The 24,958-nt window shown below is 69.0% G+C and carries 21 protein-coding genes; 7 read left to right on the top strand and 14 right to left on the bottom strand.

What is annotated here, in order from left to right; all coding sequences use genetic code 11:
* Positions 1–39 precede the first annotated feature (39 nt).
* Complete coding sequence (locus tag EAT49_RS02015) at positions 40–573, top strand: component of SufBCD complex (protein WP_123640596.1); 534 nt, start codon at positions 40–42, stop codon at positions 571–573.
* A gap of 51 nt (positions 574–624) precedes the next feature.
* Entirely contained in the window at positions 625–4,080 is a 3,456-nt protein-coding gene (gene mfd, locus EAT49_RS02010) for a transcription-repair coupling factor (RefSeq protein WP_123640595.1), read from the top strand.
* A gap of 53 nt (positions 4,081–4,133) precedes the next feature.
* On the opposite strand, the gene EAT49_RS02005 is transcribed toward mfd, so the two are convergent.
* Positions 4,134–5,051, bottom strand: a complete 918-nt coding sequence (locus EAT49_RS02005) for a DMT family transporter (RefSeq protein ID WP_123640594.1) — start codon at positions 5,049–5,051, stop codon at positions 4,134–4,136.
* A gap of 189 nt (positions 5,052–5,240) precedes the next feature.
* On the opposite strand from EAT49_RS02005, the gene EAT49_RS02000 reads away from it, so the two are divergent.
* Entirely contained in the window at positions 5,241–5,993 is a 753-nt protein-coding gene (locus tag EAT49_RS02000; RefSeq protein ID WP_425459507.1) for an SDR family NAD(P)-dependent oxidoreductase, read from the top strand.
* 21 nt (positions 5,994–6,014) lie between these two features.
* Here EAT49_RS02000 and EAT49_RS01995 read toward each other — a convergent pair whose 3' ends face one another.
* The 4 genes from EAT49_RS01995 to guaA form a co-directional block, all read right to left on the bottom strand.
* Positions 6,015–6,872 (bottom strand): DMT family transporter, encoded by an 858-nt coding sequence (locus EAT49_RS01995; RefSeq protein WP_246003742.1) that lies wholly within the window; start codon positions 6,870–6,872, stop codon positions 6,015–6,017.
* A 91-nt stretch (positions 6,873–6,963) separates the two neighbouring features.
* The gene (locus tag EAT49_RS01990; RefSeq protein ID WP_123640593.1) at positions 6,964–7,326 is read right to left on the bottom strand and encodes a hypothetical protein; all 363 of its coding nucleotides are present in this window, start codon (positions 7,324–7,326) and stop codon (positions 6,964–6,966) included.
* A gap of 47 nt (positions 7,327–7,373) precedes the next feature.
* A complete protein-coding gene (locus tag EAT49_RS01985; protein WP_123640592.1) occupies positions 7,374–8,036 on the bottom strand; it encodes a YdcF family protein in 663 nt (220 codons plus the stop codon).
* Positions 8,037–8,135: 99 nt separating this feature from the next.
* Positions 8,136–9,707 carry a glutamine-hydrolyzing GMP synthase gene (gene guaA, locus EAT49_RS01980; RefSeq protein WP_123640591.1) on the bottom strand — a complete coding sequence of 524 codons (1,572 nt, stop codon included), beginning with the start codon at positions 9,705–9,707 and terminating at the stop codon, positions 8,136–8,138.
* A gap of 261 nt (positions 9,708–9,968) precedes the next feature.
* Between guaA and EAT49_RS01975 the strand changes: the two genes are divergently transcribed.
* Positions 9,969–11,513, top strand: a complete 1,545-nt coding sequence (locus tag EAT49_RS01975; RefSeq protein WP_123640590.1) for a trimethylamine methyltransferase family protein — start codon at positions 9,969–9,971, stop codon at positions 11,511–11,513.
* A 13-nt stretch (positions 11,514–11,526) separates the two neighbouring features.
* On the opposite strand, the gene EAT49_RS01970 is transcribed toward EAT49_RS01975, so the two are convergent.
* On the bottom strand, positions 11,527–11,850 hold the full coding sequence (locus EAT49_RS01970; RefSeq protein WP_123640589.1) for a DUF6477 family protein: 324 nt from the start codon (positions 11,848–11,850) through the stop codon (positions 11,527–11,529).
* A 235-nt stretch (positions 11,851–12,085) separates the two neighbouring features.
* Here EAT49_RS01970 and EAT49_RS01965 point away from each other — a divergent pair, with 235 nt between their 5' ends.
* On the top strand, positions 12,086–13,126 hold the full coding sequence (locus tag EAT49_RS01965) for a DUF6456 domain-containing protein (protein WP_221181415.1): 1,041 nt from the start codon (positions 12,086–12,088) through the stop codon (positions 13,124–13,126).
* A gap of 10 nt (positions 13,127–13,136) precedes the next feature.
* Here the strand turns inward: EAT49_RS01965 and EAT49_RS01960 are convergent, their stop codons facing one another.
* Complete coding sequence (locus EAT49_RS01960; protein WP_123640588.1) at positions 13,137–13,871, bottom strand: VIT1/CCC1 transporter family protein; 735 nt, start codon at positions 13,869–13,871, stop codon at positions 13,137–13,139.
* Positions 13,872–14,173: 302 nt separating this feature from the next.
* Here EAT49_RS01960 and EAT49_RS01955 point away from each other — a divergent pair, with 302 nt between their 5' ends.
* Together EAT49_RS01955 and lipA are read left to right on the top strand one after the other, a co-directional pair.
* Entirely contained in the window at positions 14,174–14,731 is a 558-nt protein-coding gene (locus EAT49_RS01955; protein WP_185020610.1) for a Hint domain-containing protein, read from the top strand.
* A 97-nt stretch (positions 14,732–14,828) separates the two neighbouring features.
* Positions 14,829–15,788 carry a lipoyl synthase gene (lipA, locus tag EAT49_RS01950; protein ID WP_123640586.1) on the top strand — a complete coding sequence of 320 codons (960 nt, stop codon included), beginning with the start codon at positions 14,829–14,831 and terminating at the stop codon, positions 15,786–15,788.
* 204 nt (positions 15,789–15,992) lie between these two features.
* Here the strand turns inward: lipA and EAT49_RS01945 are convergent, their stop codons facing one another.
* Genes EAT49_RS01945 through EAT49_RS01915 form a run of 7 tightly spaced genes read right to left on the bottom strand, consistent with a single transcriptional unit; the run spans position 15,993 to position 24,930 of the window.
* Positions 15,993–17,558: an ABC transporter substrate-binding protein gene (locus EAT49_RS01945; protein WP_123640585.1), complete on the bottom strand. Its 1,566-nt coding sequence runs from the start codon at positions 17,556–17,558 to the stop codon at positions 15,993–15,995.
* A 24-nt stretch (positions 17,559–17,582) separates the two neighbouring features.
* A complete protein-coding gene (locus tag EAT49_RS01940) occupies positions 17,583–18,677 on the bottom strand; it encodes an S-methyl thiohydantoin desulfurase family protein (protein WP_123640584.1) in 1,095 nt (364 codons plus the stop codon).
* Positions 18,674–19,780 carry an S-methyl thiohydantoin desulfurase family protein gene (locus EAT49_RS01935; RefSeq protein ID WP_123640583.1) on the bottom strand — a complete coding sequence of 369 codons (1,107 nt, stop codon included), beginning with the start codon at positions 19,778–19,780 and terminating at the stop codon, positions 18,674–18,676. Before EAT49_RS01935 ends, EAT49_RS01940 begins: the two co-directional genes overlap by 4 nt.
* Entirely contained in the window at positions 19,773–21,314 is a 1,542-nt protein-coding gene (locus EAT49_RS01930; protein WP_123640582.1) for a hydantoinase/oxoprolinase N-terminal domain-containing protein, read from the bottom strand. Before EAT49_RS01930 ends, EAT49_RS01935 begins: the two co-directional genes overlap by 8 nt.
* Positions 21,315–23,024, bottom strand: coding sequence for a dipeptide ABC transporter ATP-binding protein (locus EAT49_RS01925; RefSeq protein ID WP_123640581.1), 1,710 nt, complete (start codon positions 23,022–23,024; stop codon positions 21,315–21,317).
* Positions 23,021–23,911, bottom strand: coding sequence for an ABC transporter permease (locus EAT49_RS01920; RefSeq protein ID WP_123640580.1), 891 nt, complete (start codon positions 23,909–23,911; stop codon positions 23,021–23,023). Before EAT49_RS01920 ends, EAT49_RS01925 begins: the two co-directional genes overlap by 4 nt.
* A complete protein-coding gene (locus EAT49_RS01915; RefSeq protein ID WP_123640579.1) occupies positions 23,908–24,930 on the bottom strand; it encodes an ABC transporter permease in 1,023 nt (340 codons plus the stop codon). Before EAT49_RS01915 ends, EAT49_RS01920 begins: the two co-directional genes overlap by 4 nt.
* Between the last annotated feature and the right edge of the window lie 28 nt (positions 24,931–24,958).

The raw sequence follows: 24,958 nt of genomic DNA, 5'->3' as shown, positions 1-24,958 counted from the left end.
TGTAGGGTCCGCGCCAAATCGAACCCAGGCAGGCCGGGCGTGAACTGGACCCAGACGATCTTCGAAGTCATCGACATGCGGTCCTTCTCGAACCTCTGGTTCTGGATCGCGCTGGCGGTGGTCTGGTCCTCGGCCAGCCACTACGTTCTCGGCGTCCCCTTCGACATGATCACCCGGGCGCGGCGGCATGGCGGCGAGGCGCAGCAGGATCTCGAGGACATGGTGCGCATCAACGTGAACCGCATTCTCTATATCGGGCAGGTGTCGGGCCTGCTGCTCATGGGCTTCGTCTGTTTCGTGCTGACGGCGCTGGCGATCCTCGGATTCTTCTACGGCGTCGAGTTCGCCCAGGCGGTGTTCCTGATCGCCCTGCCGATGTCCTTTGTCGGCGCGCTGTCGGTGCGGACGGCGGGGCGGATCGCGAGGGAGGCGCCCGAAGGCGAGGCGCTGCACCGGCGGCTGATCCGTCACCGGCAGGCGGTGCAGTTCATCGGCATGGCGTCGATTTTCGTCACCGCGCTCTGGGGCATGTGGAAGAACCTCGACCGGTCCTTCCTCTTCAACACGTTCTGAGCGCTCTCGCCGCCGGTTGACTTCCCCCCCGGTGCCAGTACCTGAGGCGCCATGTCCCAGCTCACAGAAATCAGCGTCGGCGGCGCGCCCGAAGGCTTCGACGCCCGGCTCGTGCTGTCCGAGATCGACAAGAGCGGCGGCCCGGTCATCCATGTCGCCCGCGACGACAAGCGCATGGCCGCCATGGCCGATGCGCTGCGCTTCTTCGCGCCCGGCATGCCGGTGGTCACCTTCCCGAGCTGGGATTGCCTGCCCTATGACCGGATGTCGCCCAACCCGAACGTGTCGGCGGCGCGGATGGCGGCGCTGGCGGCGCTGGTCCACGGGATGCCGGAGAGGTTCGTGCTGCTGACCACGGTCAACGCGGCCACGCAGAAGGTGCCCGCGCGGGCGGTGCTGAAGGATGCCGCGTTCCGAGCCCGGGTGGGCGACCGGATCGACGAGGGCCGGCTGCGCGAGTTCCTGGTGCGTATGGGGTTCTCCCAGGCGCCCACGGTGGCGGAGCCGGGCGACTATGCCGTGCGCGGCGGGATCATCGACATCTATCCGCCGGGGGAGACCGGGCCGGTGCGGCTCGATCTCTTCGGCGACGTTCTGGATGGCGCGCGGCGCTTCGATGCGGCGAGCCAGCGGACGATCGAGAAGCTGGACCGGGTGGAGCTGGCGCCGGTCAGCGAGGCCATCCTCGACGAGGCGGCGATCACCCGGTTCCGGCAGTCCTACCGGCTGGAATTCGGCGCGGCAGGGACCGACGATCCGCTTTACGAGGCGGTCAGCGCGGGGCGCAAGCACCAGGGCATGGAGCACTGGCTGGGGTTCCTCCACGACCGGCTGGAGACGCTGTTCGATTACCTGCCCGGCGCCTCGGTCACGCTCGACGACCAGGCGGCGCCGATCCGGGACACGCGCTGGACGCTGATCGAGGATGCCTATGAGACGCGGCGGCTGGCGATGGAGGGCAAGTCGCGCCACGACACGGTCTACAAGCCCGCTCCGCCGGCCTCGCTCTATCTCGACGATGCGGCCTGGACGGAGGCGCTGGGGCAGAGGCGCGTGCTTCAGTTCTCGCCGAGCCCCCGCGCCTCGGGGCCCGTGTCGATCGACGCGGGCGGGCGGATCGGGCGCAATTTCGCGCCGGAGCGGCAGCAGGAGAAGATAAGCCTTTTCGGCGCGTTGGCGGATCATGTTCGCGCGAAGCTTCAGGATGGTCCGGTGGTCGTCGCCTCCTATTCCGAGGGCGCGCGGGAGCGACTGTCGGGGCTGATCGAGGACGAGGGGCTGGCGGAGACGATCCCGGTCACCGACTTCACGCGCGTAGGCAAGAGCGGGCTGCATCTTGCTGTCTGGGCTCTGGAAACCGGGTTCGAGGCGCCGCTGGACGGGCGCAGGCTGACGGTGATTTCCGAGCAGGACGTGCTGGGCGACCGGCTGATCCGCAAGACCAAGCGCACCAAGCGCGCCGAGAATTTCCTGACGGAGCACCAGAGCCTTACGCCGGGCGACCTGGTTGTGCACGTCGATCATGGCGTGGGGCGCTATCTGGGCATGGAGGTGGTGACTGCGCTGGGGGCGGCGCATGAGTGCCTGAAGCTCGAATATGCAGAGAAATCGACGCTTTACCTGCCGGTGGAGAATATCGAGCTTCTGTCGAGGTTCGGCCACGAGGAGGGACTTCTCGACAGGCTGGGCGGCGGCGCCTGGCAGGCGAAGAAGGCGCGGCTGAAGGAGCGCATCCGCGAGATGGCGGAGCGGCTGATCCGCGTGGCGGCCGAGCGCGCGCTGCGCACGGCGCCGGCGCTCACGCCGCCCGAGGGGATGTGGGAGCAGTTCCTCGCAAGGTTTCCCTATGACGAGACCGACGACCAGCTGAGCGCCATCGAGCAGGTGCTGGAGGACATGGAGGCCGGCACGCCCATGGACCGCCTGATCTGCGGCGACGTGGGCTTCGGCAAGACCGAGGTGGCGATGCGGGCGGCCTTCGTGGCGGCGATGTCGGGCGTCCAGGTGGCGGTGGTGGCGCCGACGACGCTGCTGGCGCGGCAGCACGCGCAGAGCTTCCGTGAGAGGTTCCGGGGCTTTCCGGTCAACGTGCGGGCGCTGTCGCGGTTCGTCGGGCAGAAGGAAGCGGCGCAGACGCGGGAGGGGCTGGCCTCGGGCGACGTCGACATCGTGGTGGGAACCCATGCGGTGCTGGCCAAGGGCATCCGGTTCCGCAACCTCGGCCTGCTGGTGATCGACGAGGAGCAGCGGTTCGGCGTGGGGCACAAGGAGCGGCTGAAGCAGCTTCGGACGGATGTGCATGTGCTGACGCTGACAGCGACGCCCATTCCCCGCACGTTGCAGCTGTCGCTGTCGGGGGTGCGGGAGCTGTCGATCATCGGTACGCCGCCCGTGGACCGGCTGTCGATCCGGACCTACGTCAGCGAGTTCGACACGGTGACGGTGCGCGAGGCGCTGCTGCGGGAGAGATACCGGGGCGGGCAGAGCTTCTTCGTCGTGCCCCGGATCAGCGATATCGCGGAGATGGAGACCTTCCTGCGGGAGGAGGTGCCGGAGGTGAGCGTCGTCGTGGCCCACGGGCAGATGGCGGCGGGAGAGCTCGACGACCGGATGAACGCCTTTTACGACGGCAAGTACGACGTGCTTCTGGCCACGACGATCGTGGAGTCGGGGCTCGATATTCCGACCGCCAACACGATGATCGTGTGGCGGGCGGACATGTTCGGGCTGAGCCAGCTCTACCAGATCCGGGGCCGGGTGGGACGCGCGAAGACGCGGGCCTATGCCTACCTCACGACGAAGCCGCGGGCGAAGCTGACGGACCAGGCGTCCAAGCGTCTGCGGGTGCTGTCCTCGCTCGATACGCTGGGGGCGGGGTTCACGCTGGCCTCCCAGGATCTCGACATTCGCGGGGCGGGGAACCTGCTGGGCGAGGAGCAGTCGGGCCAGATGCGGGAGGTGGGCTACGAGCTCTACCAGTCGATGCTCGAGGAGCAGATCGCGAAGATCCGGTCCGGCGAGGCGGAGGGGATCGTGGACGACGGGCAATGGGCGCCGCAGATCAACCTCGGCGTGCCGGTGCTGATCCCGGAGGAGTATGTGCCGGACCTCGACGTGCGGCTGGGGCTGTACCGGCGGCTCTCCAACCTCACGACGAAGGTGGAGCTGGAGGGCTTTGCGGCGGAGCTGATCGACCGGTTCGGCAAGCTGCCGCGGGAGGTGAACACGCTGATGCTGATCGTCAGGATCAAGGCGATGTGCAAGCGGGCGGGGATCGCGCAGCTCGACGGCGGGCCGAAGGGCGCGACCATCCGCTTTCACAACGACAAGTTCGCCTCTCCGAAGGGGCTGGTCGAGTTCATCGAAGGTCAGAACGGGCTCGCCAAGGTCAAGGACAACAAGATCGTCGTGCGGCGGGACTGGAAGAGCGAGGCGGACCGGATCAAGGGGGCCTTCGCCATCGCAAGGGACCTCGCCGAGAAGGTGCAGGAGAAGGCGGCCGCGTGAGCGTTACACGATGAAACGCCGTTCAATCTATTGAATATAATAGGTAATGTCGCTCAAGGTGCCGGACTGGCCCAGCGGAAAAGCCGGAACAGGCGGCCGTCGAGCACGGCGAGGCCGAGGGCGAGGAGGGCGAAGCCGCCATAGGCCGTGGGCTCCAGCGTCTCGCCCAGCACCAGCGTGCCGAGGAGGATCGCGGTGGGGGGGATCATCAGCGTGACCAGCATGAGGTTGCCGCTCCCGGCCATGGCGAGGACGCGGTAGTAGAGGAGATAGGCACCCGCAGTGGCCACCAGCGCGAAATAGGCGATGCTGCCCAGGGTGCGGGGCGCGAGCGTGAGGTCGGGCGGGCCCTCGAGGGCGACGGCGAGCGGCAGGGAGACCAGCGCCGCGCCCGAGAGCATCCCCGCGGCGGCGAGGATCGGCGGCAGGCCAGACAGGCGCTTGCGCGCCCAGATCGCGGCGACGGCATAGCTGACCGTCCCGGCGATGACGGCCAGTTGCGCGAGCGAGGTCAGGTCGAGGCCCCGGAGCGCGCCGGGCCCCACGGCGAGGGCCACCCCGGCGAGGCCCAACGTCACGCCCGCCGCGCGCCGCGCGGTGAGCCGCTCGTCGGCGAAGACGAGGGCGGCGAGGAGCACGCCCCAGAGCGCCGTTCCCGCGTTGAGGATCGAGGTCAGACCGGTCTCGATATGCTGCTGGCCCCAGGCCATCAGCAGGAAGGGGATGACGTTGTTGAGGCAGCCCATCACGAGGAACGCGCCCCAGACCCTCGGCGCGCGCGGCAGCGGCAGGCGCAGGGCGCAGGCGACGAGCCAGAGCGAGAGCGCCGCCCAGACCGTGCGATGCGCCACGACCCAGGCCGGCCCGATCTCGAAGAGCGCAAGGCGGATCGAGAGGAACGACGCGCCCCAGATCAGGGCGAGGAGCGCCAGCTCGGTCCAGGCGCGGGGGGAGAGGGAGGTCTGGGTCATGGGGGCGACAAGGCCCCGGCGCGGGGCGCGCCGCAATCCGGTTTCTGCGGGTTCCGTGCTCGGCTGCGGCGCAGGACGCAAGGGAACGCGGCGTCACTTGAGCCAGCGCAAGGACAGCCTTCCCCGGAGGGGGGACACTTCGGGTCCGCGCGCGGGACGCGCGGGGTCAAGGACAGGGAGAGAGGGATCATGTTCGAATTCACGCAGAAGACGGCGCTCGTGACGGGGGCGGCCTCCGGGATCGGGAAGGCCATTGCCCTCGAACTGGCGGCGAGCGGCGCCACGGTTGTCGTCTCCGACCTCGACGAGGCGGCCTGCGGGCGCGTTGCGGAGGAGATCGCGCGGGCTGGCGGGCGGGCGCTGGCCCGTGCCGCGGACGTGTCGGATGCGGCCGCGATGGAGGCGGCGGTCGCCTTTGCCGAAGCCGAGACGGGCGGGCTGCATCTGGCGGTCAACAATGCGGGCATCGGCGGGGCGCAGGCGCCCGTGGGGGAGTATCCGCTCGAGTCCTGGGCGCAGGTGATCGGCGTGAACCTCAACGGCGTGTTCTACGGGATGCGCTACCAGATCCCCGCGATGGAGCGCGCGGGGGGCGGTGCCATCGTCAACATGGCCTCGATCCTCGGCAGCGTGGGGTTCGCCAATTCCTCGGCCTATGTGGCGAGCAAGCATGCGCTCCTGGGCCTCACGAAGACGGCGGCCATGGAATATGCGCAGAAAGGCGTGCGGATCAACGCGGTGGGCCCGGCCTTCATCCAGACGCCGCTGCTGACCGACAACCTGAGCGACGAGATGCTGGCCGGGCTGGCGGGCCTGCATCCGATCGGCCGGATCGGCACGCCCGAGGAGGTCTCTGCCCTGACCTGCTTCCTGCTGTCGGAGCGGGCGAGCTTCATCACCGGAAGCTATCACCTGGTCGACGGCGGCTATACCGCGCCCTGACCGCGGACCGGCGGGGCGGCGTCAGGCGCGGGTGCGGCGGGCGAGACCGGACCATGTGGCCGCGAAGATGATCGCGCCGCCGAGAAGCACGAGGGGGTCGAAGGGCTCGGCGTAGATCGCCATGCCGAGCACCGTGATCAGCGGCAGCCTCAGGAAGTCGATGGGCATGATCACCCCCGCGGGGGCCAGCGACAGCGCCGAGGTCAGGCAGAAATGCGCGGCGAGACCGGCGCAGCCGATGACGATCAGGAGGGGCGCCTCGGTGCGGCCCGGCATGGCGATGTCGCCGTCGATGCCCGCGCAGATCACCCCGAAGACCGCCTGCATCACCGTGAGCCAGAACAGGATCGAGGTGATGCTGTCGGTCCGCGTGAGCCTGCGCGTCAGCACCGCCGTCAGCCCGAAGCCGACCGCGCAGGCGGCGGCGGCCATGAGCCCGGGGCTCAGGGTCTCGGGCGAGGGACGGGCGACGATCAGGACGCCGAGAAAGCCCACCCCGGCGGTGACCAGCGCGCGGGTGGTGATCCTTTCGCCGAGGATCGGCACGGCGAGGAGCAGCGCCCAGATCGGCGTCGTGAACTCGAGCGCGAAGAGCTGCGCGAGGGGGATCGTGGCGACGGCGAAGAACCAGAGGTTCTGGCCGGTGAAATGGGCGAGGTTGCGGACGCCGTGAAGCCACAGCCGCTCGGCGCGGACCTGCCGGATCGTGCCGGTGGCGGTGGCCACGGTGAGCACGATGACGATGCCGACGACGCTGCGCCAGGTCATGATCTCGAAGGTGTCGAGCGAGAGGCTGACCGCGCGGCCCGCCAGAGCCATGGAGGTGAAGGACACCACGGCGCCCAGCATCCAGAGGCCCGCGCGGGCAGTGTCGGTCAGGCGGGGCGGGGCGAGGTCGGTCACGGGGCGCGCTCTGGCTGGGGGCCGCCGACCTCTGCCCCGACCGGGGGGCGGGTGCAAGGGGCCGGGGTCAGTCGACCCAGCGGCAACAGGCGGTGAGCGGGCGCAGGCCGCCCGACGAGGGCACCGCGATCTCGAGCGAGAGCGGCAGGTCGATGCCGATGATGCGGCAGGCGCGGGTCTCGAGCCAGAGATCCCAGCGCTCCCGCGCGGTGACGAGTTCGAAGCCGCGAAAGCCCTCGAAGCGGTCGGTCAGCGCGGGGTCGAGTCCGAACTGCCCGTCTCCGAGATAGTCGAAGCGCACCACGTCGCCGGCCTCGACGGAGAACATGAAGCCGGGCCGGGAGCCGAGGCAGTGCAGTCCCGGGGGATCGGCGGGGGCGGTCCCGGCGAGGAGGGCCAGCGGCAGGGCGAGGGCGGCTGCGCGGAGCATGGGGAGAGGGTGGCGGCCCGCGCGGCGCCTGTCCAGCCCCGCCGCCGTCAGGCGAGCCACCAGTCCGGCAGGCGTTCGGAGAGCCCGATCAGATCGGCGGCGGACCAGAGCAGCGCGCGCAGGGCGTTGGGTCCCCAGCGCAGCGCCTCGTAATGGGCCTTCTCGAGCAGCTCGGAGGGGTCGGTCATGGCGGCGGGATGGCAGGTCGCATCCACGGGCGTGCCCGCCCAGGCCATCGACGCGGCCGCGCGCCAGAGGTGGAAGCCGGAGCTGACCAGGACGATCGTGTCGGCGTCGGCGGTCTCGCCGCGGGACAGGAGCGCCGATTCGAGGGTGGAGCGGGAATGTTCCTCGGCGGTCACGAGGTCGGGGGGGACACCCTCGGCGATGGCCTTGTCGCGCATCGCGCCCCCGGCCGAGACCGGGGATTGCGGCAGCCCGTCGCCGGTCATGTGGAGCCGCGCGACCGTCCCGGCCTCGTAGAGCCCCACGCCCGCCATCAGGCGGTCGGCGGTCACCGGGCCGAGCGTGCCCCCGGCCTGCATGCCCGACGACAGCACCACGGCCAGGTCGAAGCGCGCCTCCCGGGTCTTGAGGGTGGCGCAGGAGGGCGTCAGCAGCGCCGAGCCGAGGCCGCCCGCGAAGCCGATGCCATAGAGGGCCACGGCGATCAGGACGAGGCCCGCGAGGGTCCGCAGCAGGCGTCTCATGGCGACCGCCCGCCGCGATCCTCCCGGAGGAGGCCGCTCAGCCGCATCGTCCCCGGAGGTCCGGGGTGGCCCGGCGCGCGGGGCGGGGGCGGGCGGCGGTCATTCCCATTCGATCGTGCCGGGCGGTTTCGAGGTGATGTCGTAGGTCACCCGGTTGATGCCGCGCACCTCGTTGATGATCCGCGTGGCGGTCTCGCCGAGGAACTCGTGGGAGAAGGGGTAGTAATCGGCGGTCATGCCGTCGACGGAGGTCACCGCGCGCAGGGCGCAGGCGAAATCGTAGGTCCGCCCGTCGCCCATCACGCCCACGGTGCGCACGGGCAGGATCGCGACGAAGGCCTGCCAGATCTCGTCATAGAGGCCATGGCGGCGGATCTGGTCGATGAAGACCGCGTCGGCCTTGCGCAGGATCTCCAGCTTCTCGCGGGTGATCTCGCCGGGACAGCGGATCGCGAGGCCCGGACCGGGGAAGGGATGGCGGCCGATGAAGCTCTGGGGAAGGCCGAGCTCGTGCCCGAGGGCGCGAACCTCGTCCTTGAAGAGCTCGCGCAGGGGCTCGACCAGTTTCAGACCCATCTTCTCGGGCAGGCCGCCCACGTTGTGGTGGCTCTTGATGGTGACGGACGGCCCGCCCGAGGCCGAGACGCTCTCGATCACGTCGGGGTAGAGCGTGCCCTGGGCGAGGAAGGCCGCGCCCTCGATCGTGTCGGCGTGTTTCTGGAACACGTCGATGAAGAGCCGGCCGATGGTCTTGCGCTTCGTCTCGGGGTCGGAGACGCCCTCGAGCGCGCCGAGGAAGAGATCGCTTTCGTCCGCGTGGATCAGCGGGATGTTGTAGTGGTCGCGGAACATGCTCAGCACCTGCTCCGCCTCGTTGAGCCTGAGGAGGCCGTGGTCCACGAAGACGCAGGTGAGCTGGTCGCCGATGGCCTCGTGGATCAGGACGGCGGCGACGGAGCTGTCGACGCCACCCGAGAGGCCGCAGATCACCTTGGCGTCGCCGACCTGGGCGCGGATGCGCTCGATGGCCTCGTCCTTGAAGGCGGCCATGGTCCAGTCGCCGGTGAAGCCCGCGAGCCGGACGAAGTTCTCGTAGAGGGTCCGTCCATTCGGCGTATGGTGCACCTCGGGGTGGAACTGCACGGCGTAGAAGTGACGGGCGCGGTCGCCGGTTATCGCGAAGGGGGCACCGGGCGAGGTGCCCAGAACCTCGAAACCCGGAGCGATTTCAGCGACATGGTCGCCGTGGCTCATCCAGACCTGCTCGCGACCCTCGAGGAACCAGCCGGTCAGCAGGTCGGGATGCGCGTCGCCCTTGCGCTCCACATAGGCGCGGCCGAATTCCGCCGTCCCGTCGCCGCGTTCGACGCGGCCGCCCAGCATCTGCATCATCACCTGCTGGCCGTAGCAGATGCCGAGGACCGGCACGCCGAGGTCCCAGAGTTCCGCCGGCGGGCGCGGGCTGTCCGCGTCGATCACCGATGCCGGGCCGCCCGAGAGGATCACGGCCTTCGGGGCGAAGTCCCGGAGGGTGTCGGCCGTCACCGCGTTGAACGGGCGGATCTCGCAGTAGACGTTGAGCTCGCGCAGGCGGCGGGCGATGAGCTGGGTCACCTGGGAGCCGAAATCGACGATCAGGAGACGGTCGTGGTGGGACGCGGGCAGGGTCATGGGAAAGCGGGTAGCGGCAAGGCGGGGGGGAGGCAAGCGGGCAGGGGGCCTTTGCCGGGCATCCGGGTGGAGGTAGAAGCCCGGCCTCCGGGTGGGGGGATGGACAGGCCAGGCTTGAGCCCGGCATTCCGGGGAGAAAGCGGGACGGGGGGCCGGGTTCGGGGCATGTCGCTTTTGACACCGGGAGGGCGCAATCCCGCGACATCCGCCCCGCGGCGCGGCGTATGACGCGCGGACGATGCGGCTCCGAGAGGTATGGCGATGACCGAAGCGACGACGACCCGCAGGGGCAGGGGCGGCGGCGGGGCTGCGCGGCGGGCGGAGCGGACGGCGGTCCGGATCGACTGCGCCCGCTTCATCGAGCGCAACATCCCGGATTTCGAGGTGCTGACCCCCGAGGCCATCGAGATCATCGAGGCCAATGCCGACCGGGTGCTTGCCGAGATCGGGGTGAACTTCGTGGAGAACCCCGCCGCGCTCGAGCGCTGGCGGCAGGCGGGGGCGGAAGTCACGGGGGAGCGGGTGCGCATCCCGCCGGGCCTTGCGCGGCAGCTTTGCGCCACGGCGCCCGCCAGCTTCACCCAGGCCGCGCGCAATCCCGAACGGTCGGTGGAGATCGGCGGGCGGAACCTTGTCCTTGCGCCGGTCTACGGGCCGCCCTTCGTGCGCGACATCAGGGGCGGCCGCCGCTATGCCACGATGGCGGATTTCGAGACGCTGGTGAAGCTGGGCTACATGTCGAAATGGCTGCACCATTCCGGCGGCACCGTCTGCGAGCCCACCGATATCGCGGTCAACAAGCGCCATTTCGACATGCTGCTGGCGCATATGACGCTGTCGGACAAGCCCTTCATGGGATCGGTGACGGAACCGAGCCGGGCGCGCGACAGCGTGGAGATGTGCGAGATCCTTTTCGGGAAACAATTCGTTTCCGAGAACGTGGTAATGACCTCGCTCATCAACATCAATTCGCCGCTGACCTTCGACGCGACAATGATGGGCGCGCTGGAGGTCTATGCCGAGGCGGGGCAGGCGACGATCATATCGCCCTTCGTGGTGGGGGGCGCCATGGCGCCTGTGTCGGTCGCGGGCACGCTGACGCAGGTGCTGGCCGAGGTGCTGGCGGGGGTCGCCTACAGCCAGCTCGTGCGGCCCGGAGCGCCGGTGATCGCGGGCACCTTCGTGACCTCGATCGACATGAATTCCGGCGCACCCACCTTCGGCACGCCCGAGGCCGCGCAGATCACCTATGGCATGGGCCAGCTCGCGCGGCGCCTGCGGCTGCCCTACCGCTCTGCGGGCGCCTTCAACGGCTCCAAGCTGCCCGATGCGCAGGCGGCCTATGAGAGCGCCAACAGCCTGCAGGCGGGGCTGCTGTCGGGGGTCAACTTCATGCTCCATGCCTGCGGCTGGCTGGAGGGTGGGCTGGTGACCAGTTTCGAGAAGTTCGTGATGGATGCCGACCAGCTCGGCGCGCTGCACAAGTTCGCCGCAGGCATCGACATCGGCGAGGAGGCGCAGGCGATGGCCGCGCTGGAGGAGGTGGGTCCGGGCGGGCATTTCCTGGGCTGCGCCCATACCCAGAGTCATTTCAAATCAGCGTTCTGGCGGTCCGATCTGCTGGACTACAAGCCCTTCGAGCAGTGGTTCGAGGAAGGCGGCTCGGACACCATGTCGCTCGCGGCCGCGCGGGTCGAGAAGCTGCTGGCGCAGTACCAGAAACCGCCCCTCGACCCCGGGATCGCCGAGGCGCTGTCGGACCATGTCGCGCGGCGCAAGGCGGAGATGCCCGACGCCTTCACCTGAGGCGGAGCCCGGCTCAGCCGGGCTCGGAGGGACCGGCGACGGGTCCGGGCCGGAAGACGGCAAGGAGCCGGGTTTCGGCCATCACCGCGACCAGCACCTCGACGTGACGCGCAACGGAGTAGTCCGCGGCCCCGGCGCGGCGGCGGGCGTCCATGCTCTCCTCGATGTCGAGCAGGCGGATCAGCGCCGTGCCGGTGCGCGGCAGGCTGCTGCCGGCCATTCGCAGGATCCGGGGCAGGTGAATGTCGCGGATGTAATCGTCGAGGCCGAAGCGCGCGGCGGTGACCAGAAGCCTCGGCCGGCGCAGCGCCGAGACCATACCGTAAAGATCCTGCATTCCAGTTCCCTCGCAGTCGTTGGATGACGGGAGAATATACAACCCTAACGTGTGTTGCGTGTGGATAGAATTCTGAGAACGCAGCCCTCAGGTCCTGTTATCGGGTGCAATCGAAAGTCGTCCCGTGCCGGGGGACATTAAGACTTGGGTAACCAATACAACTCAAGGATGTATTCTCGGGGCGGTTGCGCCGGTCGTTCGGCGCGGGGGCGGACCCGGAACAAGGATACAGCGCATGGGCCAGCAGACAGCGGAGTTTCGTCTGGATATCGGGGATTTGCCGGGCTGGGTGCCCGATGCCGTCGGGCATTACCTGGCCCATGTGGACGGAGGCATCCCGATCCGGGCGCTGGCCCGCAGGATCGACGTCCACGCCTCCACCGTCTTGCGCCAGATCCGGCGGATCGAGGCGCGGCGGGACGACCCGCTGGTTGACGGCGGTCTCCGGCGGCTGGCGCGGGCTCTTGGGGACAACTCCTGGGACAGCCTGGGGATCGCGGACGGGGACCTGCTCGACGGGGAACTGATCCGGGTGCTGCGCCGGCTTTGCGAGGCGGGGGCCACGCTGGCTCTGGCGCGGGAGATGGAGCGGGCCGTGGTGGTGCGGGACGCGTCGGACGGGGAGCCCGCGCGCACGGCGATGGTCGAGCGGCCCACGGCAGAGGTGCTGGCGCTGCGCGATCTCGTGGAATGCGAGGATCTCGACGCGCGCATCCTGCGGTACCGGGTGACCGGGGCGGGGCGCTCTGAACTGCGGATGCGGATGGCCGCGCGGGAGAATGCCGCGCAGGAGCGCACCCAGGCGGGGCTGGCCGAGGCGCGGCGGCGCGCGCAGACGGGCGGTGCCGTCCGGGCGCGGCATCCCTTCGCGGAAAGCCCGCTCGCGAGCCTCGCACGGCGGCGCGACAAGGACGGAACGCCGTTCCTGGGCAAGGGGCTCGTCGCCGCCGGAGAGCGGCTGCGCGAGGATTTCGAACTGGCGCAGCTCGAGGCCGAGACACCGCCCGAATGGCTGAAGCTGGTGCGCGGCGAGACGGTGGTGCTGCTGCCGGACCGCGGCCACGGGCAGGCGCGGGCGCGGGTCGCGAGCGCGCTTGGCGCGCTGGGGCCGGGGCTGGGGGATGTGGCGCTGCGCTGCTGCTGCCTGCTCGAGGGCATGGAGGAGACCGAGCGCCGCATGGGCTGGTCCGCGCGGTCGGGCAAGATCGTCCTGAGGATCGCGCTGCAGCGGCTGCGGACGCATTACGACAGCCAGCCCGCCCACAGGATCGGCTGAGGTCGCGGGCTCAGCCCGCGACGAGAGCGCCCACGCCGTAGGCCACCACCGCGCAGATCCCGCCGACCGAGAGCGTTTCCGCCATGCCGCGCAAGAGCCGTTCCCGCGTCACGACAGCGCGCAGGATCCCCAGGAGCGCCAGCGCCGCGGCGGTGGCGGCGACGGCAAGGCCGAAGGTCCCGGGCGCCAGCGGGTCGCGCAGCATGTAGGGGATCAGCGGCAGGAAGCCGAAGAGGATGAAGGAGACGAAGGTCGAGAGCCCGCCGAGATAGGGGCTGCGCTCCGGGCTTTCCGGCATCTCGAGTTCGTAGGTCATCATCAGGTCCGCCACGAGGTCGGGCGAGGCCACGAGCTCCCGGCTCACGCGACGGGCGGCGGCGGGATCGAGCCCGCGCTCCTCGAGGATCTGGACGAGTTCGGCGCGTTCCTTCTCGGGATGGTCCTTCAGCTCCCGCAGCTGGCCCCTGCGCTGCCGGTCGTGGAGCACGGCCTGGGAGCGTGCGGCGAGCACCTCTCCGAGGCCCATGGAAACGCCGTCGGCGAAGAGGTTCGCAAGGCCGAAGACGAGGACGGCGATCGCGCCGATCTCGGCCGTTCCCGCGGCCTCGGCCCCCGCGAAGCCCGAGACCACGGCGAAGGTGGTCACGATCCCGTCGTTGCCGCCATAGACGATCTGGCGCAGGAAATCCCGCGGGCCGCCGAGCCCGTGTTCCTCCCGCCGGTGGCGGCGCCAGTTGATCGTCATCTGCCCACCCGAACTTGCGCCGCGAGCATGCCGGGGGGCGGGCAGGAGGTCAAACCCGCCTGACGTCGGGGGCCTCCATAATCCGCCTCGGGTTAAGTCAAGTTTTATCAGGTATTTGTCCTCGGTTTTCCGCCTCGGGCGCGGGTCTTGCGGCATCTGTGCCGGATCGGAACCTATGCCCCGGTTCTGCCGCGTGCGGGCCGGAAAACCGGCGCGAATCGCGCCGCAATCTGTCGGGCATGGGGCGCGCTTTCCGCTCCCGAACCGGCGGCACGGACCGCTCAGACAGCAGGAGACATGCGATGTTTGCACATCATTCCAATGCGTTCGCCATCGGCATTCCGGCGCTTTGCGCGAGCGTGGGGCCCATGGGGCTGTTCGCGGGCACGAAACTCGAGACCGAAACCGGCTGGCGCGACGTGGCGGAGCTGACCCCGGGCGACCGGCTCTACACCATGGACGGCGGGCTGCGGCCTCTGCGCGCGCTGCGCGCCGAGGCCGGCACGGACGACGCGGTGCGCCTGCCTGCGGGCGTCCTCGGCGCGGATGCCGAAACGAGCCTGCCGCCCGGGCAGTTGCTGCTGCTCGAGACGGGCTGGGCCATCGACTGGCTGGGGACCCCGGTGGCGCTGGTGCGGGCGGCGGATCTCGTGGGGCATCTCGGCATTCGGCGCAGGGCGGCGCCGGCGACGACGCTGCTGGCGCCCGTGCTTGGGGAGGAGGAGGTGCTCTTTGCGGCGACCGGGCTGCGCGTCTTCGCCGCCGGGGCCGCGACCCTCATCGGTCCGGAGCATTTCGCGCTGCTGACGCGCGAGGAGGTGGGGCCCGTGCTGGAGGCCGCGCCGTGCCGCGCCGCCTGACCCCCGCGTCCCGGGCAAGGCCGCCATGTGCGGCGGCCTGCCCGTGGACAGCCGGGGGGCGGAGGGTTATGTCCGTGGAAATCCCGGAGGAATGCCCATGGCCCCGCGCGACCTGAAGCTGCCGGCCGATCGCCACCCGGAAAAGGCGCACCGGCAGGACAACGCCCAGCCGAAGAAACCCGGCTGGATCCGGGTGAAGGCGCCCACGTCCGAAGGCTATCGCCAGACCCGCGAGATCATCCGCGAGCACAAGCTGGTGACGGTCTGCGAGGAGGCGGGCTGTCCCAACGCGGGCGAGTGCTGGTCGCAGGGTCACGCGACCATGATGATCATGGGAGACATCTGCACCCGCGGCTGCACCTTCTGCAACGTGGCCACGGGCAGGCCCGACGAACTCGACGCCTTCGAACCGGGACGCGTGGCGGATGCCGTGGCGAAGCTGGGGCTGAACCATGTCGTGATCACGAGCGTCGACCGCGACGACGTGGAGGACGGCGGCGCCGAGCATTTCGCCCGCACGATCCGGGCGATCCGGCACCGCGCGCCGGACACGACGATCGAGATCCTGACGCCGGATTTCCTGCGCTGCGGTCCGGAGGCGCTGGAGGTGGTCGTGGCGGCGAAGCCCGACGTGTTCAACCACAACCTCGAGACGGTTCCGGGGCTTTACCCCGAGGTGCGGCCCGGGGCGCGGTACTTCCATTCCCTGCGCCTCCTGCAGCGGGTGAAGGAGCTGGACCCGTCGATGTTCACCAAGTCGGGGATCATGGTGGGCCTTGGCGAGGACCGGCAGGCGGTGGGGCAGGTGATGGACGACATGCGCGCGGCGGATGTCGATTTCCTGACCATCGGCCAGTACCTGCAGCCGACGCCGAAGCATCACCGGGTGGACCGGTTCGTGACGCCCGAGGAGTTCGCCGCCTACGAGAAGGCGGCCTATGGCAAGGGCTTCCTGATGGTCTCGGCGACGCCGCTGACGCGGTCCTCCTATCACGCGGGCGACGATTTCGCCCGGCTGCGGGAGAACCGGCTGCGAAAGCTGGGACAGACCGCCTGATCCGGGTGACTTCGTCGATGGAACCCGCCTTCCGGCTGCGCTAGCTGCGCCGGATCATGTCCAGTTGTGGGTCGTGGGCTCGGGCGCGCGATCCGGAGGGGCTGATCCCGCAACCGGGAAGGGCAGTCGAGGCCTCGCCTGTTTCCCGACAAGGAACGGGCGGCCCCGAAGGACCGCCCGCGCCGCCTCGCGAGGGAGGGGAGATCAGTCGCAGACCCATTTCATCGTGTGGAAGTTGAACTCGAAGCTCTGCATCGGCACATAGACGAAGTTCTGCAGGCATTCGTGCATTGCCTGCTGGCCCCGCTGCGTCAGCAGGAAGACCGCGACCTGATCCTCCACCAGCTTGCGCTGGAGCGCCTTGTATATCTCGTTCTGCTCCTCGACATCGGCCGTGGCCCGCGCCGCGTCGATCATCGCGTCGACCTCCGGATCGAGCACCCATTCCATGCTCGCCCAGGTCCCCGCGGCCCGGCTGTGGTACTGCGGAAAGAAGTAGCTGTCCGGCGAGGGATAGGTGGCACCGTAGAACACCTGGTTCATCGCCGGCGTCTGTTCCACGTCGCTCGCAAGCTCGGTCATCCGGTTCCACGGCTCGGGCCGCAGGAGCACGTTGAACCCGATGCTGTCGAGGATCGACTTCTGCAGGAGCGCGATCTCCTCCTCGAAGGCGAGGCCCGCGACGTACATCATCTCGATGTCGATCGGCACCTGGTCGGCATAGCTCGACTGCCGCACCAGTTCCGCCGCGGCCTCGAGATCGAAGACCGGCAGGGCCACGTCCTCGGGGAAGGCGTCGGCGAAGACGGGCGGCATCGGTCCCGCCAGCGGCTCGCCCGGCAGCAGAACCTCGCGGATCGTCTCGTAATCCGTCGCCAGCGCCAGCGCGCGGCGGATCAGCACGTCATCGGTCGGCGGGCGCTGGTTGTTGAGCTTGAAATAGAAGTTGTCCGCCGTCGGATAGACCTCGATCCGGTAGTTCTCCATGGCGCCGATGGCGTCGTAGGTCTCCTGCGCCTGCGCGTCCGACGACAGCGACAGCTCGCCCGAGGCGGCCAGCGCCCGCACCGTCGCCTCCTCGTTGGTGACGACGAAGCGCACCTCGTCGATGGACTGGTCGTCCCAGCCGAGGTGATAGCCCTCGTAGGCCTTGAGCGTCATCGCCGCGCCCCGCTCCCAGCTGTCGAGCATGAAGGCGCCCGCGCCGGCCGAATTGTTGGCGATGAAATCCTCCGCCCAGGGATCGTCCTCGGTCGCGTTCTCCTGCGCGAGATCCGAGTTCACCACGAACAGGATCGGCGTCGTGGTCAGGAAGGGCGAATAGACGCGGTTGAGCGTGATCTGCACCGTCCTGTCGTCCACCGCCGTGACCGCGCCCGCGTCGAGCACGTCGGCGAAGAGATAGGCCGGCCCCTGGTTCAGCGCGACCAACCGCTCGATGGACCAGACGACGTCCTTTGCCTCGACCGGGCTGCCGTCCTGGAAGGTCGCGCCCTCCTTGAGGGTAAAGGTCCAGGTCAGCAGGTCCTCGCTCACCTCCCAGCTTTCGGCCAGAAGCGGCTGGATCGCGCCGTCGCCGTCGACCGTGGTCAGCCCCTCGTAGAGGTTCACCCCGGCCATGTATTCCGTGTAGTCGTTGATCTTCGCCGGGTCGATGGTGCCGAAGATCTGCACCACGTTCACCGTCACCACGTTCTGCGCCAGCGCGGCGGATGCGCTCAACGCCAGCGCCGCCGCGGCCCCCGTCAAGGTCGTCTTAAAGGTTGTCATGGTCCCGTCCTCCATGTTGGTAGTTCAGTTTCTTTCAATGTCTTCAATTGGTTGATACTGATGCGCATAGCCGAAATAGCCCGGCCCCACCAAGTCGAGCCCATGGGGGCTGCGCCATTTGGGATCGCAGGGCAGGCCAAAGGCGATGACCCGGAACCCGTATCCCATCTGTTCGGTGGTGATCGGCTGGCCGGTCTCGAGATCGAGCAGGCAGATCAGGTCCGGCGTCATCGCCAGCGGCCGCCCGGTCTCGTCCTCGGCCACCAGAAACTCGTTCTGGAACTTCAGCGTCAGCACCCGCCCGGCATAGGCCTCGAGCCCCTCGAGCCGCGCCTGGCCCCGCGCGAAACCGCCCTCGGTGCGCCGGTCCACATCCGTCACGCGCCCCTCGAAGAGCCGCACGCCGTTCAGCTCCCGCGCCAGCAGGTCCGCCGGATTGCGGTTCGCCGCCTGTTCGGTGGTGATGATCCGGCCGATGTTGTGGATCAGGCTCAGCGAGCCGCGCAGGATCGCCTCCTTCGCCTGTCTGCCGGTCATGGGATAGAGCGCGATCAGCCCCGCGCCCCCCATCTCCACCGTGATGACCCGGGCGAATTTCTCGGTCGAGAGGTTGTCGACCGTGTTCAGAACCAGCGCGTTGCCCTTCTCGTCGGCCATGGCCATCGGGCAGGCGTGAATGCCGAACATGGTCATCGACACCATCTGCAACTCGGGAAAGGCGCGGCCCATCCCGTCGCCGTCCACGATGGGCAGGCCCGCCGAGGCCGCGACCGCGATGGGGATGGTGGAATTGAGCCCCCCCGCCTCGATGCAGAAGATGGCGTCGGCCTTGCGCCCCAGCACCGCCTCCAGAGAGCGCAGCGCGTTGATCGCCTCGTCGCCCCTCGGCAGCTTTTCCAGCATCACCGTGGGCGCGCCCATCATCGCGACGGGCACCACAAGGGCATCGTCGTCCAGCGCCTCCACGTCCAGCACGGGCACCGGCCCGTGCTCGGCAATGGCCTGTTCCGCCATCAGCTTGCCGATATAGGGATCGCCTCCGCCCCCGGTGCCCAGAAAGGCGCCGCCGAGGGCGATATGGGCCATGTCGGCCCTGGTGATTTCCGTGATCGGCCTCATGCTGCTCTCCCCCCTGCCGCCGGCATCGGCTCATAGGTGATGTCCGGATATCCGAAGGCCGCGGGCCCCACGATCTCCAGCGCCTCGGGACTGCGCAGAAGATCGTGGCAGGGCAGGCCCAGCACCGCGATCCGCTGCCCGTAGCGCAGCATCTCGGTCGTGATCGGCAAGCCCGTGTCGCTGTCGAGCACGACGATCAGGTCGGGCACGCAGGCCTCCACGACGCCGCCCCTGCGGAAGACGAGGAATTCGTTCTGCAGGTCGATATGCCCGCTCTCTCCGGCGAAGTCTCCAAAGCCCTCGAGCGTCAGGTGACCCACCGCGAAGCCGCCCTTCAGGTGCCGCTCCAGATCGACGATCTTGGCCGTCATCAGGAGCCTGCCGTTCTCCTGTTCGATCACCGTCCTGATCGGGTCGAGATGGGCGCGATGAGCATGGAGAACCGCGCGCCCGAGGTTCAGCGCCTGGGTGATCGTGTTCGGAATCGCCACCCGCTTGACGAAGGCCCCCGACATCGGCGCCGTGGCCAGCCCGCAGGCCGCGCCCATGGGCACCACCGCGGCCCGCGCGATATGCTCCAGCCAGTGGTCGGTCGGCGTGTCGCGGATCACCACGATATTGCCCTTCTCGTCGGCCATGGCGGCGGGCACCGCGCGGTGGCCGTAAATGGACCAGGTGGTCATCTGCATCTCGGGAAAGGCGCGGCCCATCCCGTCGCCATCCACCACCGGCAGCCCCGCCTGCGCTGCGGTCAGCATCGGCTCCATGGAATTTGCCCCGCCGATCTCGGCGGAAATGAGGGCATCGACCCTGCGACCGGTCTCCTTCTCGATGGCCTTGAGCGCGCGCAGGCATTCCTCGCCCTGCTCGATCTTCTCGACGCCCACCACCGGCGCGCCCATCCCGCCAAGACTGACGACAAGCGCGTTGTCCGCCAGTTCGGACAGCGGAATGACCGGGATGCGCCGGCCCTTCTTCAGCTCCTCGCGGCACCGCAGCTTGCCGATATAGGGATTGCCCCCGCCCCCGGTTCCGAGGATGGCGGCGCCGATCTCGATGGCGTCGAGGTCGGTGTCGGTGACCTCTCGCAGAACGTCAGCCATGCATCGACCCCACCACCTTGAGCCGGATGCGCGTGGCATTGCCCGGAAGATAGGCCAGCGGCACGTCCTCCTGATCCAGCAGCTCGATGCTCGCGGGGTCGGCGCCCGCGGCGATGGCCTTGTCCGTCGCCTCCTTGCGGGCCTCGGCCAGCGCTTCCTCACGGCTTTTCGAGGCAAGGCTGAAGATGCGGTCCACCTCGCCGCTGATCTGCCCGATGGCGGCGCCCACGGCATTGGCCACGCTGAAATGCTCGGGCCGGATCACCGGAAGGTCGCCCACGCGGTCGGGGATCAGGATCGAGCCCCCGCCCACCGCCAGAACCGGGATCGGTTGCGGCGAGACGCGCATCCGCTCCACCGCGTTCAGGATCAGGGCGTTGATCTTTTCCTTGATTGATTCCAGATCGTTAGGCATGCGTCCACGTGTGGACGCATCTCCGACATCGGCCAGACCCAGCCCCACGGCCACGTCCGTCGCCGTCAGGGTCTGCCCCCCGAAACAGATCGCCTCCCGCGTGATCCGGTAGCCCACCGACTGCGGCCCGATCTTCACCGCGTCGCCCTCGCCCGAGATGATCGTCCCGCCGCCGAGCGCGATGGAGAACACGTCCGGCATCCTGAAATTCGTGCGGACCCCGCCCACGTCCACCGTGGTCGAGGCCGGCCGCGGGAAGCCCTTCACCAGCGCGCCCACATCCGTCGAGGTGCCGCCCACATCCGCCACGATGGCATCCGCCTCGCCCGACAGGAACGACGCGCCCCGCATGGAATTCGTGGGCCCCGACGCGAAGGTCAGCACCGGATAGGCCTGCACGAACTCCCGGCTCATCAGCGTGCCGTCGTTCTGGGTGATGTAGTAGGGACAGGTCAGCCCCACCGCCTCCAGCGCCCGCCCGAAGGCCGCCACCGTCCGCTCGCTCAGCGCGCGCAGGCTCGCGTTCATGATGGCGGCGTTCTCGCGCTCCAGGATGCCGAGCCGCCCGATCTCGCTCGACAGGGTGAAATCCGCCCCCGGCAGCCGCTCCTTCAGCCGCGCCGCGGCCTTCCTCTCCATCTCGTCCGAGACCGGCGAGAAGACGGAGGTGACCGCCACCGTGTCGATCCCCGCCGCCCCGATCTCGGCGGCGATCCGGTCGAGCTCGGCCATGTCGAGCCCGCTGATCTGGCGTCCGTCGAACTCGTTGCCGCCCCTGGCCATCCAGAAGCGCCCGCCGACGGCCTCGCGGATGTCCTCGGGCCAGTCCACCATGGGGGGCAGGCACTGCGCCGCGGGCAGACACAGCCGCACCGCCGCCGTCCGCGCCATGTGCCGCCGCTCCACCACGGCGTTGGTGAAATGGGTGGTCCCGATCATCACCGCCGAGACCCGCTCCTTCGGCGCGCCCGACTGGTCCAGCACCTTGGTCAGGCTCTCCACCACGCCGCCCATCACGTCCTCGGTGGTGGGGGATTTCACGCCCGCGAGGATGCGGTCCCCCTCCATCACCACGGCGTCGGTGTTCGTCCCGCCGACATCGATCCCGATGCGAAACATTCAGTGCCCTCCCAGCGCGGTAGAGGTGGCCAGCACCGCCGCGCGTTCTTGCTTGGTTACTTGTGGTTTGAGCGCCTCCTCCTGCTCCGAGATCACCGGGATCGCGGACAGCAGAGCGCGGGTGTAGGGATGGCGCGGCGCGTCGAAGATCTCCGCGACGGCGCCCTGTTCCACGACCTCGCCGCGCAGCATCACCGCGACGCGGTTGCAGAAATTGCGCATCAGGCTGAGGTCGTGGGAAATGAAGACATAGGTGAGATCGAGCTCCTCCCGCAGCCGGTGCAGGAGGTCGATCACCGTCGATTGCACCAGCACGTCGAGCGCCGAGGTCGGCTCGTCCAGCACGAGGATGCGCGGCCGGACCGACAGCGCCCGCGCGATGGCGACGCGCTGCTTCTGCCCGCCGGACAGCTCGTGCGGATACATGTTCGCGTAGTCGGCCGGCAGATCGACCATCTCCAGCAGCTCGCCAATCCGCCGCCCGATGCCCGCCGTCTCGTGGCCCGTGAACTTCAGCGGCACGGCGAGCTGATCGGCCACCGTCCGCCGCGGGTTCAGCGAGGAGCCGGGGTTCTGGTAGACGATCTGGATGAGCTTGCGGAACTCCTCGGTGCCCGCAAGGGCGGAGACCGCCCGTCCCTCCACCTCGAGGATCCCGGAGGTGGGCTTGATCAGCCCCAGCATCATCTTGGCGAGCGTGGTCTTGCCCGAGCCGCTTTCGCCCGCGATGCCGAAGATGTCGCCGGGCATGATCTTCAGGGACACGTCATTGACAGCCTGAAAGCGCCCGGTCACCTGGTTGAACCAGCCGCCCCTGGTGAGGAACGCCTTGCCCGCGCCATCGGCCTCGATGGCGGGCGCGCGGCTTTCGCGCAGGTTCGTGACGGTCCTGACGCCGAGTCCGTAGAGCGGCGGCACGGCCTCCATCAGCCGGCGGGTGTAGGGGTGAACCGGATTGGCGAAGACTGTCGCCCGCGTGCCCTCCTCCACGATCCGGCCCTTTTCCATCACATAGACCCGGTCCGCCATCTCCCGCACCACGCCGAGGTTATGGGTGATCAGGAGCAGCGACAGCCCTTCCTCGGCCACCAGCCGATTGAGCAGCGCCAGGATCTCGGCCTGCGTCGTCACGTCGAGGGCCGTTCCGGGCTCGTCCGCGATCAGCAGGCGCGGCTTGTTCAGAAGGGCCATGCCGATCAGCACGCGCTGGCGCATGCCCCCCGACAGCATCATCGGATAGCTGCCCAGGATGCGGTCGCCCTCGGGGAGCTGCACCTTCCACAGCGTCTCCACGATATGCGCGCGTCGCTCCGCCCTGGGCCGGGTCCGCCCCTCGCGGATGTCGGCGAAGCGGACGATGTCGTCCATCTGCCGCCCGACCGTGAGCACCGGGTTGAAGGACAGCATCGGGTCCTGAAGGATGATCGAGATCCCCGTGCCCTTCAGCCGGTTCCGCTCCTGTCTTGACAGATCGAGCAGCGACCGGCCGTCATAGCGGATGGCACCGCCCTCGACGACACCCGGCGGCATCGGCAGGGTTCCGATGATCGTGCGCATCGTCACCGTCTTGCCCGAGCCCGACTGCCCGATGAGGGAGACCCTCTCTCCCTCGCCCACGGTCAGGCTGACGCCGTGCAGGATGCGCCTCTGCGTGCCGTAGGCGCGAAAGCCGATGGTCAGGTCCGCGACCTCGAGCAGGGGCGCGCTCACAGTTCCACGTCCAGCATGTCGCGCAGCCCGTCGCCCAGCAGGTTGAAGCCGAGGATCGCGTAGAGAATGGCAAGACCCGGCATCACCGCCTGCCACCACATGTCGGGCATGTATTCCGACCCCGTCGCCACCATGGTCCCGAGGTCCGGCGTGGGGGGCTGGATGCCGAGGCCGAGAAAGGACAGCGAGGCGCCGAAGAGGATCACGAAGCCCGCATCGAGCGAGGATTTCACCGCGATGGCGGGAATGCAGTTCGGCAGAAGCTCGCGGAACAGGATGTGCCGGTGCGTGGCCCCCGCGACCTTGGCGGCCTCCACGTAATCCTCGTTCATCTGCGCCTTGACGATCCGGTAGATCAGCCGCGTGTGCCAGGTCCACCAGAGCAGGGTAATGGCGATCATCGCGTTGACGAGGTTCGGCGACAGCACAGCCGTGATCGCCAGCGCCATCGCGAGCGGCGGCAGCGCCAGCATCACGTCGGTGAAGCGCATGATGCCGGTCTCGATCCAGCCGCCGAAATAGCCCGCGCAGAGCCCCAGCACGACACCCAGCGGCACGGCCACGCCCAGCACGCCCACAACCAGCCCCAGCGAGACCCGGTAGCCATAGAGGACGCGGCTCAGGATATCGCGGCCCACGTTGTCCGTGCCCATCGGGTTGTCCCAGGACGGCGGCGCGTGGCGGTTGCGGAAATCGACGAAACTGCCGGCGCTTTCGGGCGAGGGCGCGAGCCAGGGCGCAAAGATCGCCGCGACGAAGACGCTGAGCACGATGAAGGCGCCGATCATCGCCGAGGGATTGCGGGTGAAGCGCCAGCGCGCCATCTGCCGCGCCGTCATGGATCGTGTCGGACTCAGCGGGCCGTCTCCGTCCGGCAGCGCGCTCATTCGCCCCCCTTCGCCCGAAGCCTGTGGCGCGGGTCCAGAAGGCCGAGGATCGTGTCGATCACGAGGTTCGCGACCACGAAGAACACGCCCGAGACGAGCACCACGCCGATCACCGCGTTGAGGTCCTTCTGCAGGATCGTGCGCACGCCGTAGCTGGCGATACCGGGCCAGGAGAAGACGAACTCCACGATGAAGGCGTTGCCGATCAGCGAGGCGAATTCGAGCCCCAGGATGGTCAGCGGCGCGACCGAGGCCACGCGCAGCATGTAGCGGAAGGTGACCACCCGTTCCGGGATGCCGTAGGCGCGGGACGCCTCGATGAAATCACGGCTGGAGACCTCGATCATCGCGGCGCGGGTGATCCGCATGACCTGCCCGATGCCCGCCGCCGACAGCGCCAGCGCGGGCAGCATGAGGTGCCGCAGAGCATCGCCCACCACGTCCCAGCGGCCGGCGATGGCGCCGTCCACGATGAGCAGGCCCGTGATATCCGCGCTGAACCCGAGGCTCGGATCAATACGACCCGTGACGGGAAAGAAGCCGAAGTAATAGGCGGCAAGCAGTTGCAGCATGATCGCCAGCACGAAGCCCGGCGTGACGACGCCGATCAGCGAGATCACCCGCGTGACATTGTCGATCCAGGTGTTGCGATAGACCGCCGCCAGCACACCGAGGGGGATCGACAGCGCGATCTGCAGGACGACGGTGAACAGCACCAGCTCCAGCGTCGCGGGCAATGCCGCCATGATGTCGTCCCTCACCGGGCGCGAGGTGAGCAGCGATTTGCCCAGATCGCCCTGCGCCAGACCCGAGAGGTAGGTCCAGAGCTGCACGAGGAACGGCTCGTCGAGACCCATCTCCGCCCGGAGCTGCGCCACCTGGTCGGCGGTCGCCAGAGGCCCCAGCGCGATCCGTGCAGGGTCTCCGGGCACGATGCGGGCGATCACGAAGATAAGGACCGCCAGCCCCAGAAGGACGAAGAACAGCGACAGGGCGCGGCGGATCAAGTAGGGCAGCACGGGTGACGGACCTCCGGGCTGCAACCTT

The sequence above is a fragment of the Histidinibacterium lentulum genome (genome assembly GCF_003789055.1).
GTDB classification, from domain to species: Bacteria; Pseudomonadota; Alphaproteobacteria; order Rhodobacterales; family Rhodobacteraceae; genus Oceanicola; species Oceanicola lentulus.
Note: the sequence above shows the minus strand (reverse complement) of the source record. Positions and strands in the feature narration are given on the sequence as shown.

What these genes read in the sequence shown, in the direction of transcription:
- EAT49_RS01970 (WP_123640589.1), bottom strand. Translation starts at nt 11,850, where the DNA reads ATGCAGGATCTTTACGGTATGGTCTCGGCGCTGCGCCGGCCGAGGCTT.
- EAT49_RS02005 (WP_123640594.1), bottom strand. Translation starts at nt 5,051, where the DNA reads ATGACCCAGACCTCCCTCTCCCCCCGCGCCTGGACCGAGCTGGCGCTC.
- EAT49_RS02000 (WP_425459507.1), top strand. Translation starts at nt 5,241, where the DNA reads ATGTTCGAATTCACGCAGAAGACGGCGCTCGTGACGGGGGCGGCCTCC.
- EAT49_RS01965 (WP_221181415.1), top strand. Translation starts at nt 12,086, where the DNA reads ATGGGCCAGCAGACAGCGGAGTTTCGTCTGGATATCGGGGATTTGCCG.
- EAT49_RS01960 (WP_123640588.1), bottom strand. Translation starts at nt 13,871, where the DNA reads ATGACGATCAACTGGCGCCGCCACCGGCGGGAGGAACACGGGCTCGGC.
- EAT49_RS01985 (WP_123640592.1), bottom strand. Translation starts at nt 8,036, where the DNA reads ATGAGACGCCTGCTGCGGACCCTCGCGGGCCTCGTCCTGATCGCCGTG.
- guaA (WP_123640591.1), bottom strand. Translation starts at nt 9,707, where the DNA reads ATGACCCTGCCCGCGTCCCACCACGACCGTCTCCTGATCGTCGATTTC.
- EAT49_RS01955 (WP_185020610.1), top strand. Translation starts at nt 14,174, where the DNA reads ATGTTTGCACATCATTCCAATGCGTTCGCCATCGGCATTCCGGCGCTT.
- EAT49_RS01935 (WP_123640583.1), bottom strand. Translation starts at nt 19,780, where the DNA reads ATGGCTGACGTTCTGCGAGAGGTCACCGACACCGACCTCGACGCCATC.
- lipA (WP_123640586.1), top strand. Translation starts at nt 14,829, where the DNA reads ATGGCCCCGCGCGACCTGAAGCTGCCGGCCGATCGCCACCCGGAAAAG.
- EAT49_RS01930 (WP_123640582.1), bottom strand. Translation starts at nt 21,314, where the DNA reads ATGTTTCGCATCGGGATCGATGTCGGCGGGACGAACACCGACGCCGTG.
- EAT49_RS01975 (WP_123640590.1), top strand. Translation starts at nt 9,969, where the DNA reads ATGACCGAAGCGACGACGACCCGCAGGGGCAGGGGCGGCGGCGGGGCT.
- EAT49_RS01945 (WP_123640585.1), bottom strand. Translation starts at nt 17,558, where the DNA reads ATGACAACCTTTAAGACGACCTTGACGGGGGCCGCGGCGGCGCTGGCG.
- EAT49_RS01920 (WP_123640580.1), bottom strand. Translation starts at nt 23,911, where the DNA reads ATGAGCGCGCTGCCGGACGGAGACGGCCCGCTGAGTCCGACACGATCC.
- EAT49_RS01990 (WP_123640593.1), bottom strand. Translation starts at nt 7,326, where the DNA reads ATGCTCCGCGCAGCCGCCCTCGCCCTGCCGCTGGCCCTCCTCGCCGGG.
- mfd (WP_123640595.1), top strand. Translation starts at nt 625, where the DNA reads ATGTCCCAGCTCACAGAAATCAGCGTCGGCGGCGCGCCCGAAGGCTTC.
- EAT49_RS01940 (WP_123640584.1), bottom strand. Translation starts at nt 18,677, where the DNA reads ATGAGGCCGATCACGGAAATCACCAGGGCCGACATGGCCCATATCGCC.